The organism is Arenibacter lacus (assembly GCF_008711145.1).
In the GTDB taxonomy this organism is placed as follows: domain Bacteria; phylum Bacteroidota; class Bacteroidia; order Flavobacteriales; family Flavobacteriaceae; genus Arenibacter; species Arenibacter amylolyticus.
Genome location: NZ_VVIN01000068.1, coordinates 1 through 15,563 on the forward strand (window position 1 = coordinate 1; position 15,563 = coordinate 15,563).

Below are 15,563 nucleotides of genomic sequence, written 5' to 3' on the forward strand. Positions count from 1 at the left end.
CTAGCGTGTCTACCAATTCCACCACGCCTGCAATAAAAATATATAAAAAAGAACTTAAACACTACTCTTTACTGACATTGCGCTAGACTTCTAGCGTGCCAGCCCGTACCGAAAAGGTACGTTCGGGCGGGTCTACCAATTCCACCACGCCTGCAAATAAATATTTAATTATAAAGAACTTAACCTTTCCGATGATTATCGGGTTGCAAATATAAAGCAATTTTTCAATTCTGAAATACTTATGCAAAAAAAATTTCTTTTTTGTATTTTTATCGTTTATTCAAATTTTACAATGCAACAAATAACAGAGTACCTCAACAAGAACCAGGACCGCTTTATCAACGAACTAATAGAGCTCCTAAAAATTCCTTCCGTAAGTGCAGACCCCGCTTTTTCACAGGATGTGTTAAATACCGCCGATGCGGTAAAAACCGCTCTTTTGGAGGCTGGCTGCGATACCGTGGAAATTTGTGAAACCAAAGGGTATCCCATTGTCTACGGTGAAAAAATAATTGATCCAACCTTACCTACCGTATTGGTCTATGGTCATTATGATGTACAACCGGCAGACCCCATTGACTTGTGGGACTCCCCTCCTTTTGAGCCTGTCATCAAAAAAACGGACCTCCATCCAGAAGGCGCTATTTTCGCCAGAGGAGCCTGTGACGACAAAGGTCAAATGTACATGCACGTAAAGGCATTGGAATTTATGGTGAAAACCAATCAATTGCCCTGTAACGTGAAGTTTATGATAGAAGGGGAAGAAGAAGTGGGCAGTGAGAACCTAGGTGAGTTTGTGGCCAATAACAAGGAAAAGCTTACCAATGACATTATCCTTATCTCCGATACGGGAATGATTGCCAAAGACGTTCCCTCTATCACCACAGGGTTACGCGGCCTTAGCTATGTAGAGGTAGAGGTTACAGGTCCTAATCGAGATCTGCATTCCGGACTCTATGGTGGTGCCGTAGCCAATCCTATTAATGTGCTCACTAAAATGATTGCTTCCCTACACGATGAAAATAACCGGATCACCATCCCTGGGTTTTACGACAAGGTGGAAGAATTGTCCCAAGAAGAACGGAATCAGATGGCAAAAGCGCCCTTTAATTTGGAAGATTATAAGGATGCACTAGACATCAACGACGTCTACGGTGAAAAAGGATACACCACCAATGAGCGTAACTCCATTAGACCCACTTTGGATGTGAACGGAATCTGGGGCGGTTATATTGGAGCAGGTGCTAAAACGGTCATCGCCAGTAAGGCCTATGCAAAAATTTCCATGAGACTAGTACCTCACCAGGAGTGGGAGGAAATTACAGCACTCTTTAAAACCCATTTTGAAAGTATTGCGCCTGCAGGGGTAACCGTTAAGGTGAGTCCCCATCACGGCGGTCAAGGCTATGTTACGCCTATTGACAATGATGGCTATAAAGCGGCTTCCAAGGCCTACGAAACCACCTTTGGCAAAACTCCCATACCACAACGCAGTGGAGGAAGTATTCCTATTGTATCCCTGTTTGAGAAAGAGCTTAACAGCAAGACCATCCTAATGGGCTTTGGCTTGGATAGCGATGCTATACACTCGCCCAACGAACACTTTGGCGTTTGGAATTACCTAAAGGGGATTGAAACTATCCCGTACTTCTATAAATACTTTACAGAGTTAACCAAGTAATACATTTTAAAAATCCGTTCTTTTTAGAGCGGATTTTTTTTTTGGCGTTCCCCTATCGGGTCGCTCTTTCCGCTATATCTTTTTTAGGCGCTCTTGCCCCTTAAAAAAGGATGCCGCTTCAATAGCTAACGCAGGGTTCTGTTCTACAACTAGCAATAAACACTTAAAGAATTGCACCTTAGTCAATAAGAAGTGAACAGTACCGCACGTATTGGTGAACGACCAAAACTGACTACAGCCAAACCCTTTACCTCTCCCAAAAAACCTTCATTACTACATTTTTAATTTGCTACTCCACTTAAAAAAACACCTCTACATTTGTAGAGTTAAAATTAATGTTCTATGTTTGTAGAACATCTAAATGCACTGCATATGAAACTGTCTAAATCCGAAGAGGAATTAATGAACCATCTGTGGCAACTGAAAAAAGGGTTCATGAAAGATCTTTTGCAAGCCTACCCAGAACCCAAACCCGCCACCACCACCGTTGCCACCTTATTAAAACGAATGACGGACAAAGGTTTTATAGGTTACAAACTTCTAGGAAATGCAAGGGAATATTTTCCACTTGTAGAAAAGAAGGATTATTTCTCCAAACATTTAAACGGACTCATTAAAAAATTCTTTGACAATAGCGCTTCTCAATTTGCCTCCTTCTTTACTCAAGAAACCAACCTGAGCAAGGAAGAGTTGGAGGACTTAAGGGCCCTAATAGATACCAAACTCAAAAACAAATAGCTATGTGGATGTATCTTTTAAAATTTAGTACCTCTCTTCTTATTCTACTCCTGTTCTATAAACTGGTGTTAGAGAAGGTACACATTCACCATTTTAAAAGGTACTATCTCTTGGCGGCATTTGTCATCGCCCTAGGCATTCCCTTAATCACCTTCACCCAATACGTTCCCCTAAGCGCAGCGTCATTCTCTCAGTCATCTCTAATTGCATCCAATGTACATCCACAGCTAGCTACTACGAATAACATCAATTTTATTCCCTTTTTATTATGGGGCATCTACACCTTGGGAGTAGTAGTTTTCACAATAAAATTCCTGAGAAATCTAAGGTCCCTAATTAATAATATTCAACAGAATCCTAAGCTCCGATCTGGCAAGTTCCTTCACGTACTTCTCCAAGAAAAAGTTGCCCCACACACCTTTTTCAGCTACCTTTTTTTCAACCTAAAAAATTATAAATCCAATAAAATACCACAGGAAGTTTTTTGGCATGAAGAAGCCCATGCCGCGCAAAAACACAGTTTGGATGTGCTATTATTAGAATTGCTTCAAATAGTATTATGGTTTAACCCACTTATCTATTGGGCTAAAAACTTGGTAAAACTTAACCACGAATTTCTTGCGGACCAAGCCGTATTGAAGAAAGGTGCAGTAGTCCCTGATTATCAAAAGCTAGTACTGGCATTCTCCTCAAATCCTGAAACACCTTTGGCAAATGCCATTCATTATTCATCAATCAAAAAACGAATCGTCATCATGAAAACACAAACATCCCAAAAAGCCATTTGGCTAAAAAGTTTACTATTATTGCCTCTAATGGCCCTTCTACTGTATAGTTTTAGCACTAAGGAGATTCTTCCCATACCTACGGTAATGGATAAAACTATCCTTCCAGATTATCAAAATGAACAGCCTTCATCTGATGACCTGCTTAACGATACCAGAACCCAAAGAATCACAGATCAAGAGATAATACTATCCATAAACAAATTTGGACAGCTTATGGTAAAGGACGATTTGGTAAAGTTGGAAAACTTAAAATCGCACCTACTTAATTACAATCAAAACCTTAGCAAAGAACAAAGAAGCAAGCTCCTAAGAGCTGTAATAAGGGTGGATAAGGAAACGCCCAAAAGTATCATTAGGAAAGCTGAAAGCATTTTAATGGAGTATGGGGTAGCGACCATTGACATCAAAGAACACATAATACCCGAAATCCAAGAAGGTGCTACTAAAAAGGAGATCAAGGAATACAACGAACTTGCTAAAAACTACAATGCCCAGCCCATTAACGAGGTGGTTGTAAAGTATAAAGAGGTACAACGAATGAAATACCTCTATAACCGTATGAGCGACACCCAAAGGAAAAGCGCTCAACCTTTTCCAAACTTTCCTCCTCCACCAACCCCAAGCGCTCCAAAATCATCCAAGGCAGAAAAAGGAACTAAGGTGCCGCCTCCACCCCCACCTGCCCCAGCACCGATGGTAAAAAAAGGGGAGAAAGGCAATATTCCGCCCCCACCACCACCTCTTAAAAACCCCAATTAAGGAAATTATTCCGACGCACTATTAACAGCTTATAAGAAATTCAACAATAAGGCCGATATTTACGTGCAAGCAATAGGTGCTTATAATAGGAAAGGAGAGGGAACCCTCTTAAACCTACAAACCCTGTACGAAGAAACATTGGTATTGCATGATAGCTATGTGGAATTGGCAAAAAAAGAAGGTCTAATGAGTCCGACAAAGGCCACCCCCAAGGATCATGAATAATGGAAATTTAGAAAATAGATATCCTTTACGGCAAGAGCCATAACATACAATAAATTTAAGAAGGATGTACGTTTAAAGTGGATCCTTAGAGAAATACCAGAACTAGCAAAATCCATAGATGAGGTCTTCATTTATGGATTTTTATAATTTATAAGCTATCGTTTAGTATTGCTCCAATAAATAGTTGAGCAAATCCGTTGTGGTTACAATCCCAACCAATTTCCCTTTATCTACCACCGGCAAGGCATGAAATTCTTGCTTGGATAAAATTTCGGTCACCTCCTTAATCGTTTTGTCTGCTGACACATGTACGGGGTCTTTCACCATTACCTGTTCTATACTTAACATATTATAGATAGGCGTATCTTCTATGGAATCTTCTTCCCCAAAGGAGTCAACAAAACTGATTCGCAACAAATCCGTTAAACTCAACATCCCCACAATCTTATTGTTATTTACCACCGGTATGTGGCGAATTTTATTCTTTTTGAATAGTCGCTCTGCATCCAATAAACTATTGGTAAAATTGATGGTAATTACATCTGTCGACATTATTTTTGATACCAATTCCCCTTTATTCATCTCGTTTCTTTTTTATGCTGTTAATTACCTAAAGGTCGTTAACAAAAGGCATAGCACATATGATATAGATCAGGAATTGCAGAATATCTGTGTATAGCACCCCCTAATTATTGTACGTGAATCTTATTTTTAACCATACGTACGTAGAAACCATTGGAAGGCAGGTACTATTTCTTTATTTAGTTGGGATAGTTCTTTACTAATCCTTAGAACAAGCATTAAACTCCCCACATACGTGCCCAGAGGGCAGATAATAGCAATTTGGCATCTCGTTTCAGCTTAGGTGTCTCCTCTACCAACACATCGTCTTCCAAAGGTGTTAACTTATAGCTAAACGCAAAACGCTCTTCCTCTGCTTCCAAACTCATTAATCCAAAGCGGAGATCGTTAAAGAAAAGCTCCCCGTTGTTGTCTACAATGGTAAACCAACCCTCGGTGATGTTTTGGAGTCGGCCAATCTTATCCTGCGATGCCAGGTCCCCAAGTAGTTCGTGGTTTTTTGGGTATCTACTGAATTGTATTGGTTGTTGGTCAAAGAAGGAATAATTTCCGATTAGGTAGGCATCACCCACATCAATATTGGCTGCCCATAGTATTGTGTTGAACGGGGCAGGCCTAACGGTCATTTGCTCATACGCGATCCCCTGGTCTTCTAAGTTCTGGGTAATCTTCATATACGCCATTCCTTTTAAAAGCAGCGTAATTCCTAAGTAAGTCGTACTCACCATTAGCCCCAACCTATTATATCTCGCTCGCTTGGGTGAATCCTTTTTCTGCACCATAGCCATAATAAGAAAAACCAAAAACGGTAGGGTGTATAAAGGGTCTATCACAAAGATGCTCTGAAACGCCACTTTGTAATTAAACGGCCAAAACAACTGGGTACCCCAGGTAGTAAATGCATCGAGCAATGGATGGGTAAACAAGCCCCAAAACATTAATCGGGACCAATCTTTCCAAGAAGCAGCTTGTTTTCTCTCCAGCTTATAAATCAGCCATCCAAAAACTGGGGCAAACAACAATGAAAAGAAGACAGAATGACTAATTCCACGGTGCCATTCAATGGCGCTTACCGTATCTGTAAAATAATTGGCCAATATATCCAAATCTGGGATAGTCCCTGCGATCGCCCCATATAGCATTGCTTTATTACCAACCTTCTTTCCCAAAACCGCTTCTCCTACGGCGGCACCCAATACTATCTGTGTAAGTGAATCCATGTATTTCCTTTAGCTACCTAACCTACAGCCCAATGACCTCCCATATGGTTGTGGTTATTCTACAATTTCCATTTTCTTTAATAAGAAGGAGGCATTCATATTTTGGCACACCCCTTCTTTAAAAGTATAATCAAAATAAAGTTCGTTATCAATAATTTCCGCATCAAAATAATGGTTCCTAATCTGCGGCAGATCTGCAGAGGCTTCGCATAGGCTTAAATCATGGGTAGCAATGATACCCGTAGATTTGGATCCCACCAATTTCTCTACAAATTTCCTAGATCCAATAGCCTTATCCAGGCTGTTGGTCCCTTTTAAGATTTCGTCCAGAACGATAAAATAACGATCCTTTTTTATTTCGTTTACAATAAATTTAAGCCGCTTTAATTCGGAGAAAAAATAAGACTCATCATCCGTTAGGGAATCGGTGGTCCGCATACTGGTGATCAATTTTATAGGATGATATTTCACCTCTTCCGCACATACGGGAAGCCCCATATTGGCCATCACCAGCTGCAAGGAGACGGTGCGTAAAAATGTACTTTTCCCTGCCATATTAGCCCCAGTGATAATAAAGAACTCTTCCTGGCGAATATCAATATCGTTAGGAACGGCTTTTTTAGGATCTAATAGAGGATGGGAGGCGCCCTTGGCTTTTAAGACGGATTTATCCTCCACCAATTTTGGAAAAGCATAACTAGGATGATTATAGGCGAAATTCCCCATGCTATTATAGGCATCAAAAAAAGCGATGGCAGCAAACCATTGCTCCACCTCAGCCCCATGCTGGGCAATCCACCGCTCCAATTTATATCCCTGACGTAGGTCCCAAAGGAGAAAACCATTCCCAAAAAAGCCGAAAATAAAATTATTACGTTGATCCAGGGCATTTAACTTGGAAGAAAACTCCTTTAATAATTGAGAGGCTGGATGGTTCTGAGTGAGGATGTTATTTCTTTGAGCCTTTAGTAAACTGGCACTAAATTCTTGTTGTTCTAACTTTAAGACCAATCTTTGGTACTGTTGAAAAGTACTTTGCACCTTATTGGCATCGGAGGCCAATTTACCGGTTTTCTTCATGTAGAAGCTACTGAGCATCATGCCCACCAAAAAGGCGATAAGGATAGGGAAGCCTGGAAGAAAGCCAACAAAATACCCGCCAAGAAGCAATAGAGAGCAAAAGGCAAATAAATTAGGCAACCATCGCATCAATTTTGGAACGTACGCCGTATATCCCTTCAACCAAGAAACAATGGTCTTAGTACTCGCCTCGGCCTTTACCAAAGTAGCCACCGCAGAAAAATCTTGTCGCCAATCGGTCAATTGAGAGAGTTCTTTCACGGCTTCCTGTCTGTCTAAAATACCTTGAATGGAGTTAGACAAAAATAGTTCTGCCAGATAATCGCTCCCATCCGGTAAAGCGGTACGATTGCTATACTGATAAAAGGATCCCTTCCCAAAGAGGTCTATATCCTGAGCAAAGTAGTGACTATCGTCCTTATACTCTTTACCATCCGGAAGGTGGTGGTAATTGCGATTCAGGACCTGTATCTCAGTTTCGTTTATACGGATTAAAGCCAGTATTTTATCCCTTTTGTATTGTAGGTCTGTGTGCTTGCTCACCAAAAACAGGAACAGCGCTATGGCGACAATAATTATGGCCAATACCATTTTTGCATTCCCAAAAAAGAAATACACCCCAAAGCTCCCCAGTAAAAAAACTATTAAGCGCAGGATGCTAGAAATTAGCAATTGCCTTTTTACCGCATGTAGCAACTCTGTTTGGGCAGCTATCCGTTTCGTATAAAATGATATTAATTGATCCATAGGGGAAGATAAATTAGCTTAGGGTTCACAACCTTAGCTTTCTTGTAATTGTGCTTGTAATTTCTTGCTTAGTTTAGCCACCACCAGTGCATAGGAATGGTCTATTAATTGCTGTACCAAGTTGGGAGGCAAGCGCTCCAAATATAGGGTATTCCAATGCACCTTACTCATATGGTATCCGGGAATAATTACTCCCTCGTGGACTTCTCTTAACTCCAGCGCCTTTTCCGGATCGCATTTAAGGTTTGCTTGGAAAGGGTGCCGTTCCAAGGCTACCAAGGCAAACATTTTCCCCATTACTTTAAAGACCAAGGTATCCGGACCAAAAGGAAGTTCTTCCGTAACCCCCTTTTTACCAAGGCAATACCATCTAAATTCCTCAATATTCATAACTTTCCTAAATTAGGGGGTGATCCTTCATCTCCAAGGACTCCAAGGAATTCCAAACCATCCGGCATTTCCGTATTTCCCTATCACCGATGTCGTTACCTACTACCGTTTCATAATTAACGCCTCCTAAGCGTTCATAGAACCTGATAGCACTTACATTGTTTTCTAACACCCACAGATACATTTTGGCATTGGGCAGCGTTTGCTTAATTTCATTCGCCAATAGGCTAATCAAGCGCTTCCCTATCCCCTGCCCTATGGACGCTTTAGATACATGTAAATTATCTAAAAGGGTTCCATACTGACTATCCTCCTCCTTAAAGGCACAGGCAAAACCGCATATTTCTCCATTTTGTGTAGCTACCCATAGAAACTGATTGGGAGCGGGCCGTGTTAACCTTTCCTCCCACACCCTCATCCGGTCTGCCAGCGCTTCTTCATCTAAAAAACGATCACTAAAATTCCCTCTATAGTTCTCTTGCCAACTACGGGTATGCAAATGGGCAATACTTCTATAATCTTCCAACTGTGCCGGTCTATAGGTAATCATGCCGAGCTACTAAATTCCGGTGGAATCATAAACAATTACCTTGGTCCACAAATCGCTAGACTCCTTGACGAACAATAAGTGAGGCTCCTCGTTCTGATACTTTTCCTGGGCTTCGGCAGAATCAAAGGTAACCACCAGGGAATAGGTGAACGAACCGTCTACCACCTCCCGGGATGCCTTGGGAGGCACGCCAATAAAGTTGGTCTTGGCATATTGGGAGTTTGCCAAAAACTTTTTGAGCGAGGTTTCAAATGCCTTTCTATCGTCCTTATCGGTAGGGTTTTTTAACCAAAAATAGACGGTATGTACAAAGTTGGAATCAAAATCTTGCATGGTTTCTTCGGTTTGGGCGTTGACAATGACGGTTGTTAAAAATAATAATCCAAAAAATATAGTTCTCATAACTTCCTATGCGTAAGGGGATTTTAATATTAATTAATCTAATAATTGCTTCTTTTTATCGGCCAATTCCAAGGCAGAGTAATCCAGTTTCCAACCAATGGTCTCCACAATACTCTCTATTAGGAGCACAGCTTCCAAGGCTTCCCTATTTGCCGTATCCATTAATCCGCTGGCGGGTATCTTATCCTCTATATGTTTTTTGGCCTCTAGGTTAAGGGAGGTGAGATCCGACGGGGTGAAGACATTGAACAGCCCATTTTTAATATCGTAAAATTGCAAATCTGGTGAAATGGACAAAATTTCGGGTTCTGGGAAATTGGTCAGAACAATCTTTTTATGCTCCTTATCCGCATGCATCCGCAACTTTTTTAGATCGAACCCAATATGCACTTTGGCATTTATGACAATGAGGGCCTTTTTCTTACTACTAACCAAACTTAGAAAGGACTCCCTGGTATTCTCATAACGATATATTTCGGCAAAATCGCCCTCTACCGTAATCAGTTTACAGACGCTCTTGATCTTATCCAGCAAAATGGTGGACTGATGATCTGTAAGTTCCTTGTTCCGTTTTTTTCGGAATAGGGAAAATACCCAATACATGGCGATGGCTCCAAGAATAAGCCCTAAAAAAAGTTCTACTATTTCATTCATTTGCGTTGCCTATTTCGCCTAAATGGGTATATTTAAATCCCTTGTCAAACTTTAAGCCATAACCAAAAATCCTATCCAAAGAGGCGTGGGAGAATACAATTATTCCAATCAGCTGACACAAAGGTAAGGAAAGATAGCTACCCATTAAATAAATTGAAATAGCCCATCCCTTGTGATGAAAAAGGTTGTACCCTATGGCTCCGACCTTCTTTCCCCACAAATAGCCCAACATACCAATGTCTGGGGTAAGAATTAGTCCTAGAAACCACCACCAACTATAGTCTAGAAGACTAAAGAGGTATATTCCCAGAAGGAACATAAACAACTCTTCCAGTTTTAAAAGTGTAGCCATCCACGCATTTTTTAGTCTTCAATTTTATATAGTACCGGTCTGCTGGGACTTGCATCGTTTTCAAAAGGGGCCAACTGTAGGTTTAGGAAGTATTTTCCATCTTCAATACTATTGGCCACAAAGATCAGCTCGGTTATGGTGGCGTCATGCCTAATTTTGCCATCGTAATCCCAAAATGCTTTATGGGCCAAGAGGAGTCCGCCATCTTTCTCCTTGTCCACGCTAGGCAGATCTATTAATAAATGCGATATCCCTTTCTCCAATAATAGTTTGGCGGCATCCTCCAATAAATAGGGCGGATTGGTATTGGAGTATTGTCTGGATTTTTTTTCCGATAAATTAGGAAGCGTTCTAATAACCACCGCCTCCCTATTTTTATTTCCCAAGGCATATTGCAATTGCTTCTTGGAAATCACAAAATCGTCTCCCATTTTTTCAGGGGCTATCGTTATCACCTCAGTCATAAAGAAAAACTTGGAAAGACTCTGGTTAACCGATCTAAATTCCTCCGTAATATGCCCCACACACTCTGTATGCGTCCCGTGGGAATGAGGATTAAAGTAGATATCATTAAAATTGGTGGACCCCCCTTCGGTAACCTTCCCTACAAATTCGCCCTCACTATGAGGCTCTATTTTTGGCGGGGGAAGGTACCACGAATTCACATTGGAATCTCCCCCTTTTATAGGGATGGAAATATCCAACGGATCGGAAAGGTCTATAGTATAGTTAATGGTGTTGTGTTTAATAATTGTCTTCATGTATAAAATTCTTGTATTAGTTCTTCTAGTAATCGGATAATAATCGAGATTCCTCTTCTAGAGCCACTAGGCTATTTGAAGGCTTTAAAATTTACATAAAATAAATGTATTAAGGCCCGTAGATGGTTGCTTAACCTAAATAAATTACTTCTAAAACCTTCAATATGCACTGGATCACCCCTTAAAAGGGAGGTCTTGTGCTGGGACAAACCACCCACAAATAGTACTTATCGGACTAAACTTTGGGTAAAAGACATAAAATCGAGAGAAATTAGGGTGCAGTATTAACCGACCATAAAAAGGTCCGAAGCTATGCCATCGCACAAAAACTTTCCTTTTGGGGTTACCAAAAGGTGTTCATTATCTACGACCAACAGTCCTTTATCTAATTTAACCGCAGCTTCTTTTAGCAGGTGTGAATAGTAATCCTCTCCAAATTCGGTTCTTATACGCTGCAAGGAAACCCCCCATATGGTGCGCATTCCCGTCATCATATATTCGTTAAAGCGATCTGTTGTAGAAAGCACCTCTGTTTCCATTGGGAGGATGCCTTGGGCAATGCTTTTTATGTATTTCGTATTATTCTCTACATTCCAACCCCTTCGGATTCCGTCAAAGGAATGAGCGGAAGGTCCAATTCCCAAATACTTTTTCCCTTTCCAGTAGGCGGTATTATTCTGGGAAAAATAATCCTGCTTCCCAAAATTTGAAAACTCATATTGGATAAAGCCCGCAGCTGAGAGTTTTTCAATTAGGATCTGGAAATGCCCTTCGGCCAACTCATCTTCTAACGGAGCCATACTTCCCTTTTCAATAAAGGCTTTTAGGGCCGTTTTGGGCTCAACGGTAAGCGCATAGCTAGAGATATGGGGAATCTGGAACGATAGTGCTTTTTCAATATTGGCCGCCCAGCGTTCATTGCTCATCCCTGGTGTGCCATAAATTAGATCGATGGAAATATTGTTGAAATAGGTACAGGCCAGTTTAATGCAGTCTTCCGCCTCTTTGGCATTGTGGGCCCTATTCATCAGCTTTAGGTCTTCCTCAAAAAATGATTGCACTCCTATGCTCAACCTATTGATGGCGGTACTGGACAGTTCTTTGATCGTATATTCAGAAAGGTCATCGGGATTTGCTTCCAGCGTGATTTCTGGATTTGCTGCCACCCTATAGTTTTGATACACTGCGTCCAGGAGCTGTTCTATTTCCGATGCATTCAAGACCGAGGGAGTACCTCCCCCAAAATAAATGGTATACACCTCATCCTCAGCGAATTCCTCTTTTCTCAACTCCAATTCCCGGATCAGCGCACCAATCATCTCCTCCTTTTTCTTCATATTGGTGGAGAAGTGGAAATTACAATAGTGGCAAGCCTGCTTGCAAAAAGGGATATGGATGTAGATGCCGCTCATTTTTACAATTAACAGTTAGCAATTAGCAATAAACAATTATTCAATTTTAGTCTTGGTAGTTTTTAGGATGGTGAACATAATTTTCGACAATTCATCTGCATCCGTAATTAATTCCCCTGCTGTTATTTTAGAGACATGGTTTATATGTATTTAGATCCAGCTCATTTGAACAATTAACAATTATCAGTTAGCAATAAACAATTAAATTCTATTATTAATTCTGGTGGTTTTAAGGATGGCGAACATAATTTTTGACAATTCATCAGCATCTGAAATTAATTCCTCAGCTTTTGATTTAGAGATATAGTCTGAATCCCTTAATAATTTAAGCCAATATTTTGTTTCAAGACTTTCCTTATACGCTATGGAAATTTTAGAGGAAAAATCAGATTTTGAAATGGCACCGTTAGCTTCTGCAATATTTGCCCCGATAGAGGTGCCAGACTTCAAGAATTGCTTAGATAGCACATACTCTTTTTCTAGTTTTATTACATCTTTGTAAAGGGTCACTACCTTCAGTGCAAAATTAAAAGACTTAATAGATAAAGGATTATTCTTACTATCCATAATTACCGTTTTAAAGCATTGTTAACTGCTAATTAATTATTGCTTATTGAATTAATCACTTCTTCACCCGTTTCTCATTTTGTTTCACAAAGGCTTCCCATCCGCTGTAGTTTTTGCCGACTTCTATACGGCCTTCGTTATAGAAATGGCATACCGCTGCGGCGAGTCCGTCCGTGCTGTCCAGGTTTTTGGGAAGTGATTTTAGTTTAAGGACACTCTGAAGCATTTTGGCCACCTGCTCCTTACTGGCATTTCCGTTACCGGTTATGGACATTTTTATTTTTTTGGGCAGGTATTCGGTTATGGGAATTTCGCGCGATAATCCTGCGGCCATGGCCACCCCTTGGGCGCGACCTAATTTTAGCATAGACTGTACATTCTTCCCAAAGAAGGGGGCCTCAATGGCAATTTCATCGGGGTGATAGGTATCTATCAGCTCTATGGTGCGTTCAAAAATAAGCTTCAATTTGGTATAGGGATCACTGTATTTTTGCAAAAGAAGCTCATTCATTTGAAGAAACTCCATTTTCTTGTCCATTACCTTTATTAGACCGAATCCCATGATGGTGGTTCCGGGATCTATTCCCAATATTATCTTTTCGTGTTTCAAAAACTATGTATTAATTACTGTTGAGTACTATAGGAATGCGGAATTTGGCATTTACGGGAATCCCCCTTTTTAGTGCGGGTTCTATTTTGGGCATGCTCTTTAGGCTCTGGGTAATAATCCCATTAAACTCGGGCATTTCATCATCAATACTCATGTTCTTTTCTATCCCCAAAACAGAGATCGCCCCGTTTTTGTCCATCAGAAAGTCCACATAAATGGTATCATTGACCTCGGTTTCAATGACGAAATCGAAATCTTGCAAGGTCTTGGAAAAATGCATTAGCAGGGTCTTCTCAAAGCATTCTTTCTGCGCTGGTTTAGAAACCATTTCGTCACAACCTGCGAACAGCGGATACCGGTCTACCTCGTTAAAATTAATATTCTGCATTTCCTCCTGCACCAATTCCTGGGTTTTCTCTTCTTTGGAAGTAAACCAATCACAAGAGGTAAAAAGACAAATACAAGCCAAAACCACAACTTTCCTCATGAATGCCATATTCTAGGGGGAAAATTACGATAATTTGGTCAATTTAGTAGGCATTCCTATGAATTTCCTCCTTTATCTTGGATATTCGTTTTGAAGCAAATTCTGAGAAATAGTCGTTTTGATGTCCAATTTTTCTTTGATACTCCCTATAACATTTTAAAGCCTGTTGGGGGTTTTTATAATAATGTTCGGATAATAAACATATCTCTTATTTATAGAGGTGGCCTTCGGGGTTCTCCAAGTAGGCATTTTCATAATGACCAATGGCCAATTTTATGTCATTCTGCTCCATCGCCAATCGGGCTAAAGCATTGTATTCCTTATCCAGCGCAACCTGTTGCACATCGATGGATTTTAGAAAATATATTTTTGCGCTGTCCAATTCCTGCAATTTCCAAAGGGAAGTTCCCACCCCATATAGGGCTTTTGGATTTTCATCATTAAACGCTAACCAGTTAACATAGGCCTCTTTGGCTTTGGCATACTGCCGTATATGTAGATACGCCTGCCCCATCCTTTCATGAATATATTCCTTATCCTCCCCTAATTCCACTAATTTTTCAAATAAAGGAATAGCTCGACTAAAATAGCGGTCATTATAATAGGCCAGTGCCTTTAGATGGATTAAACCTACATCGTTCCTGTAGAATTGAAGTCCTTTATCCACATATTTCAATACGGAATCGCGTTCCCTTTTAAAAACATAATACTTTCCCAATTGAAACAGACTTCGCAAGTGGGTACTGTCAATTTTCACCGATTGCTTATAGGCGGATATACTTTCCGCTGAGCGATCTAACCCATTTAAGGACTCCCCCAGATAGTAGAAATATTCCGGGTTCTGATGATTTTTCTCGGTCAATTGAGAAAACACCGTATGTGCAAGGGCATAATTCTTGAGCTTCAGATACAATCTGCCCAGCTCATATTTTGCAAGCACCAAGGATTGGTTGTTTTGCACCAAGCTTGTGTATTGAGTTACAGCTTTATCATAGTTCCCTATGGTATTATAGGCCCGTGCAATTTGCAATTGCGCTTTGGAAGATGCCCCGTGTTTGGCATATTCATTAATGGCCATGGTGTAGTTTCCGGTGGCAAAGAGGCTATCGGCAGTGGAGGTAGCGCTGATCTGGGAGTTTCCATTGCCAACCAACCCAATCAATAAAAAAATTAAGTAGTGTGTTTTCAATTATTTAGGCCGATAAGTTTTACCATCTATACGATGCTATAGTCCGATTTATTTTATTTTCTTTATTCTGTATTCAGTTTCATCAGTAATGGTAAGCCGTGCAGTTGGTAGTCCGGTAAACTGAAATTCAATAACATTCCCTTTTTCAACCTCAATGCTAAAAACACCATCAAAGTCGGAAACGACCGCTTTATTCCCATTTTGAATGGAAATATTTGCACCTGGTAATCCCCTCGCCCCATCAGACACCGTCCCTGACAAATATTTTTTACCACCTTTAATAATTACTGTTGCAACAACAGACATCATATTTGAAGCTGTCTTCAACTCAGGCGATTGTAATCCCTCATTCTTTGAAGGACCATGAAG

Annotated in this window: 19 protein-coding genes; 4 read left to right on the forward strand and 15 right to left on the reverse strand. The window is 40.5% G+C overall.

Going from position 1 to position 15,563, the window contains the following annotated elements:
• The first annotated feature begins 292 nt into the window (after window positions 1-292).
• The 4 genes from F1E73_RS14725 (at window position 293) to F1E73_RS17645 (ending at window position 4,191) form a co-directional block, all read left to right on the forward strand.
• Window positions 293-1,681, forward strand: a complete 1,389-nt coding sequence (locus F1E73_RS14725) for a dipeptidase (RefSeq protein ID WP_150452338.1) — start codon at window positions 293-295, stop codon at window positions 1,679-1,681.
• A 372-nt stretch (window positions 1,682-2,053) separates the two neighbouring features.
• A complete protein-coding gene (locus tag F1E73_RS14730; protein WP_086476637.1) occupies window positions 2,054-2,419 on the forward strand; it encodes a BlaI/MecI/CopY family transcriptional regulator in 366 nt (121 codons plus the stop codon).
• 8 nt (window positions 2,420-2,427) lie between these two features.
• Window positions 2,428-3,966 carry a M56 family metallopeptidase gene (locus F1E73_RS14735; RefSeq protein ID WP_191089026.1) on the forward strand — a complete coding sequence of 513 codons (1,539 nt, stop codon included), beginning with the start codon at window positions 2,428-2,430 and terminating at the stop codon, window positions 3,964-3,966.
• Window positions 3,967-4,029: 63 nt separating this feature from the next.
• Window positions 4,030-4,191 (forward strand): hypothetical protein, encoded by a 162-nt coding sequence (locus F1E73_RS17645; protein ID WP_191089027.1) that lies wholly within the window; start codon window positions 4,030-4,032, stop codon window positions 4,189-4,191.
• Between the two features lie 162 nt (window positions 4,192-4,353).
• Here the strand turns inward: F1E73_RS17645 and F1E73_RS14740 are convergent, their stop codons facing one another.
• From F1E73_RS14740 to F1E73_RS14810, 15 genes are all read right to left on the reverse strand, one after another.
• On the reverse strand, window positions 4,354-4,773 hold the full coding sequence (locus F1E73_RS14740; RefSeq protein ID WP_086476606.1) for a CBS domain-containing protein: 420 nt from the start codon (window positions 4,771-4,773) through the stop codon (window positions 4,354-4,356).
• A 218-nt stretch (window positions 4,774-4,991) separates the two neighbouring features.
• Window positions 4,992-5,993 carry a metal-dependent hydrolase gene (locus F1E73_RS14745; RefSeq protein WP_150452340.1) on the reverse strand — a complete coding sequence of 334 codons (1,002 nt, stop codon included), beginning with the start codon at window positions 5,991-5,993 and terminating at the stop codon, window positions 4,992-4,994.
• Between the two features lie 54 nt (window positions 5,994-6,047).
• Window positions 6,048-7,820, reverse strand: a complete 1,773-nt coding sequence (locus F1E73_RS14750; protein ID WP_150452341.1) for a MutS-related protein — start codon at window positions 7,818-7,820, stop codon at window positions 6,048-6,050.
• Between the two features lie 33 nt (window positions 7,821-7,853).
• Window positions 7,854-8,210, reverse strand: coding sequence for an MmcQ/YjbR family DNA-binding protein (locus tag F1E73_RS14755; RefSeq protein ID WP_150452342.1), 357 nt, complete (start codon window positions 8,208-8,210; stop codon window positions 7,854-7,856).
• Window positions 8,211-8,217: 7 nt separating this feature from the next.
• Window positions 8,218-8,760, reverse strand: a complete 543-nt coding sequence (locus tag F1E73_RS14760) for a GNAT family N-acetyltransferase (RefSeq protein ID WP_150452343.1) — start codon at window positions 8,758-8,760, stop codon at window positions 8,218-8,220.
• Window positions 8,761-8,769: 9 nt separating this feature from the next.
• The gene (locus tag F1E73_RS14765; protein ID WP_086476601.1) at window positions 8,770-9,162 is read right to left on the reverse strand and encodes a Dabb family protein; all 393 of its coding nucleotides are present in this window, start codon (window positions 9,160-9,162) and stop codon (window positions 8,770-8,772) included.
• A 33-nt stretch (window positions 9,163-9,195) separates the two neighbouring features.
• On the reverse strand, window positions 9,196-9,816 hold the full coding sequence (locus F1E73_RS14770; protein ID WP_086476600.1) for a DUF4230 domain-containing protein: 621 nt from the start codon (window positions 9,814-9,816) through the stop codon (window positions 9,196-9,198).
• Window positions 9,809-10,168: a DUF4260 domain-containing protein gene (locus F1E73_RS14775; RefSeq protein WP_150452344.1), complete on the reverse strand. Its 360-nt coding sequence runs from the start codon at window positions 10,166-10,168 to the stop codon at window positions 9,809-9,811. Before F1E73_RS14775 ends, F1E73_RS14770 begins: the two co-directional genes overlap by 8 nt.
• 11 nt (window positions 10,169-10,179) lie before the next feature.
• Complete coding sequence (locus F1E73_RS14780; protein ID WP_086476598.1) at window positions 10,180-10,929, reverse strand: cyclase family protein; 750 nt, start codon at window positions 10,927-10,929, stop codon at window positions 10,180-10,182.
• Window positions 10,930-11,213: 284 nt separating this feature from the next.
• Window positions 11,214-12,341: a radical SAM family heme chaperone HemW gene (gene hemW, locus F1E73_RS14785; protein WP_150452345.1), complete on the reverse strand. Its 1,128-nt coding sequence runs from the start codon at window positions 12,339-12,341 to the stop codon at window positions 11,214-11,216.
• A gap of 201 nt (window positions 12,342-12,542) precedes the next feature.
• Window positions 12,543-12,908 (reverse strand): four helix bundle protein, encoded by a 366-nt coding sequence (locus F1E73_RS14790; protein ID WP_086476595.1) that lies wholly within the window; start codon window positions 12,906-12,908, stop codon window positions 12,543-12,545.
• A 55-nt stretch (window positions 12,909-12,963) separates the two neighbouring features.
• Window positions 12,964-13,518: a crossover junction endodeoxyribonuclease RuvC gene (ruvC, locus tag F1E73_RS14795; RefSeq protein WP_150452346.1), complete on the reverse strand. Its 555-nt coding sequence runs from the start codon at window positions 13,516-13,518 to the stop codon at window positions 12,964-12,966.
• A gap of 10 nt (window positions 13,519-13,528) precedes the next feature.
• Complete coding sequence (locus tag F1E73_RS14800; RefSeq protein ID WP_150452347.1) at window positions 13,529-14,005, reverse strand: hypothetical protein; 477 nt, start codon at window positions 14,003-14,005, stop codon at window positions 13,529-13,531.
• 208 nt (window positions 14,006-14,213) lie between these two features.
• Window positions 14,214-15,194: a tetratricopeptide repeat protein gene (locus F1E73_RS14805; protein ID WP_150452348.1), complete on the reverse strand. Its 981-nt coding sequence runs from the start codon at window positions 15,192-15,194 to the stop codon at window positions 14,214-14,216.
• Window positions 15,195-15,242: 48 nt separating this feature from the next.
• On the reverse strand, window positions 15,243-15,563 hold a 321-nt coding region (locus F1E73_RS14810; RefSeq protein WP_150452349.1), incomplete at its 5' end, for a carboxypeptidase-like regulatory domain-containing protein.

Bases quoted from the DNA above. Each gene is read 5' to 3' on its own strand.
- F1E73_RS14725 (WP_150452338.1), top strand. From the start codon at position 293: ATGCAACAAATAACAGAGTACCTCAACAAGAACCAGGACCGCTTTATC.
- F1E73_RS14730 (WP_086476637.1), top strand. From the start codon at position 2,054: ATGAAACTGTCTAAATCCGAAGAGGAATTAATGAACCATCTGTGGCAA.
- F1E73_RS14735 (WP_191089026.1), top strand. From the start codon at position 2,428: ATGTATCTTTTAAAATTTAGTACCTCTCTTCTTATTCTACTCCTGTTC.
- F1E73_RS14740 (WP_086476606.1), bottom strand. From the start codon at position 4,773: ATGAATAAAGGGGAATTGGTATCAAAAATAATGTCGACAGATGTAATT.
- F1E73_RS14745 (WP_150452340.1), bottom strand. From the start codon at position 5,993: ATGGATTCACTTACACAGATAGTATTGGGTGCCGCCGTAGGAGAAGCG.
- F1E73_RS14750 (WP_150452341.1), bottom strand. From the start codon at position 7,820: ATGGATCAATTAATATCATTTTATACGAAACGGATAGCTGCCCAAACA.
- F1E73_RS14755 (WP_150452342.1), bottom strand. From the start codon at position 8,210: ATGAATATTGAGGAATTTAGATGGTATTGCCTTGGTAAAAAGGGGGTT.
- F1E73_RS14760 (WP_150452343.1), bottom strand. From the start codon at position 8,760: ATGATTACCTATAGACCGGCACAGTTGGAAGATTATAGAAGTATTGCC.
- F1E73_RS14765 (WP_086476601.1), bottom strand. From the start codon at position 9,162: ATGAGAACTATATTTTTTGGATTATTATTTTTAACAACCGTCATTGTC.
- F1E73_RS14770 (WP_086476600.1), bottom strand. From the start codon at position 9,816: ATGAATGAAATAGTAGAACTTTTTTTAGGGCTTATTCTTGGAGCCATC.
- F1E73_RS14775 (WP_150452344.1), bottom strand. From the start codon at position 10,168: ATGGCTACACTTTTAAAACTGGAAGAGTTGTTTATGTTCCTTCTGGGA.
- F1E73_RS14780 (WP_086476598.1), bottom strand. From the start codon at position 10,929: ATGAAGACAATTATTAAACACAACACCATTAACTATACTATAGACCTT.
- hemW (WP_150452345.1), bottom strand. From the start codon at position 12,341: ATGAGCGGCATCTACATCCATATCCCTTTTTGCAAGCAGGCTTGCCAC.
- F1E73_RS14790 (WP_086476595.1), bottom strand. From the start codon at position 12,908: ATGGATAGTAAGAATAATCCTTTATCTATTAAGTCTTTTAATTTTGCA.
- F1E73_RS14800 (WP_150452347.1), bottom strand. From the start codon at position 14,005: ATGAGGAAAGTTGTGGTTTTGGCTTGTATTTGTCTTTTTACCTCTTGT.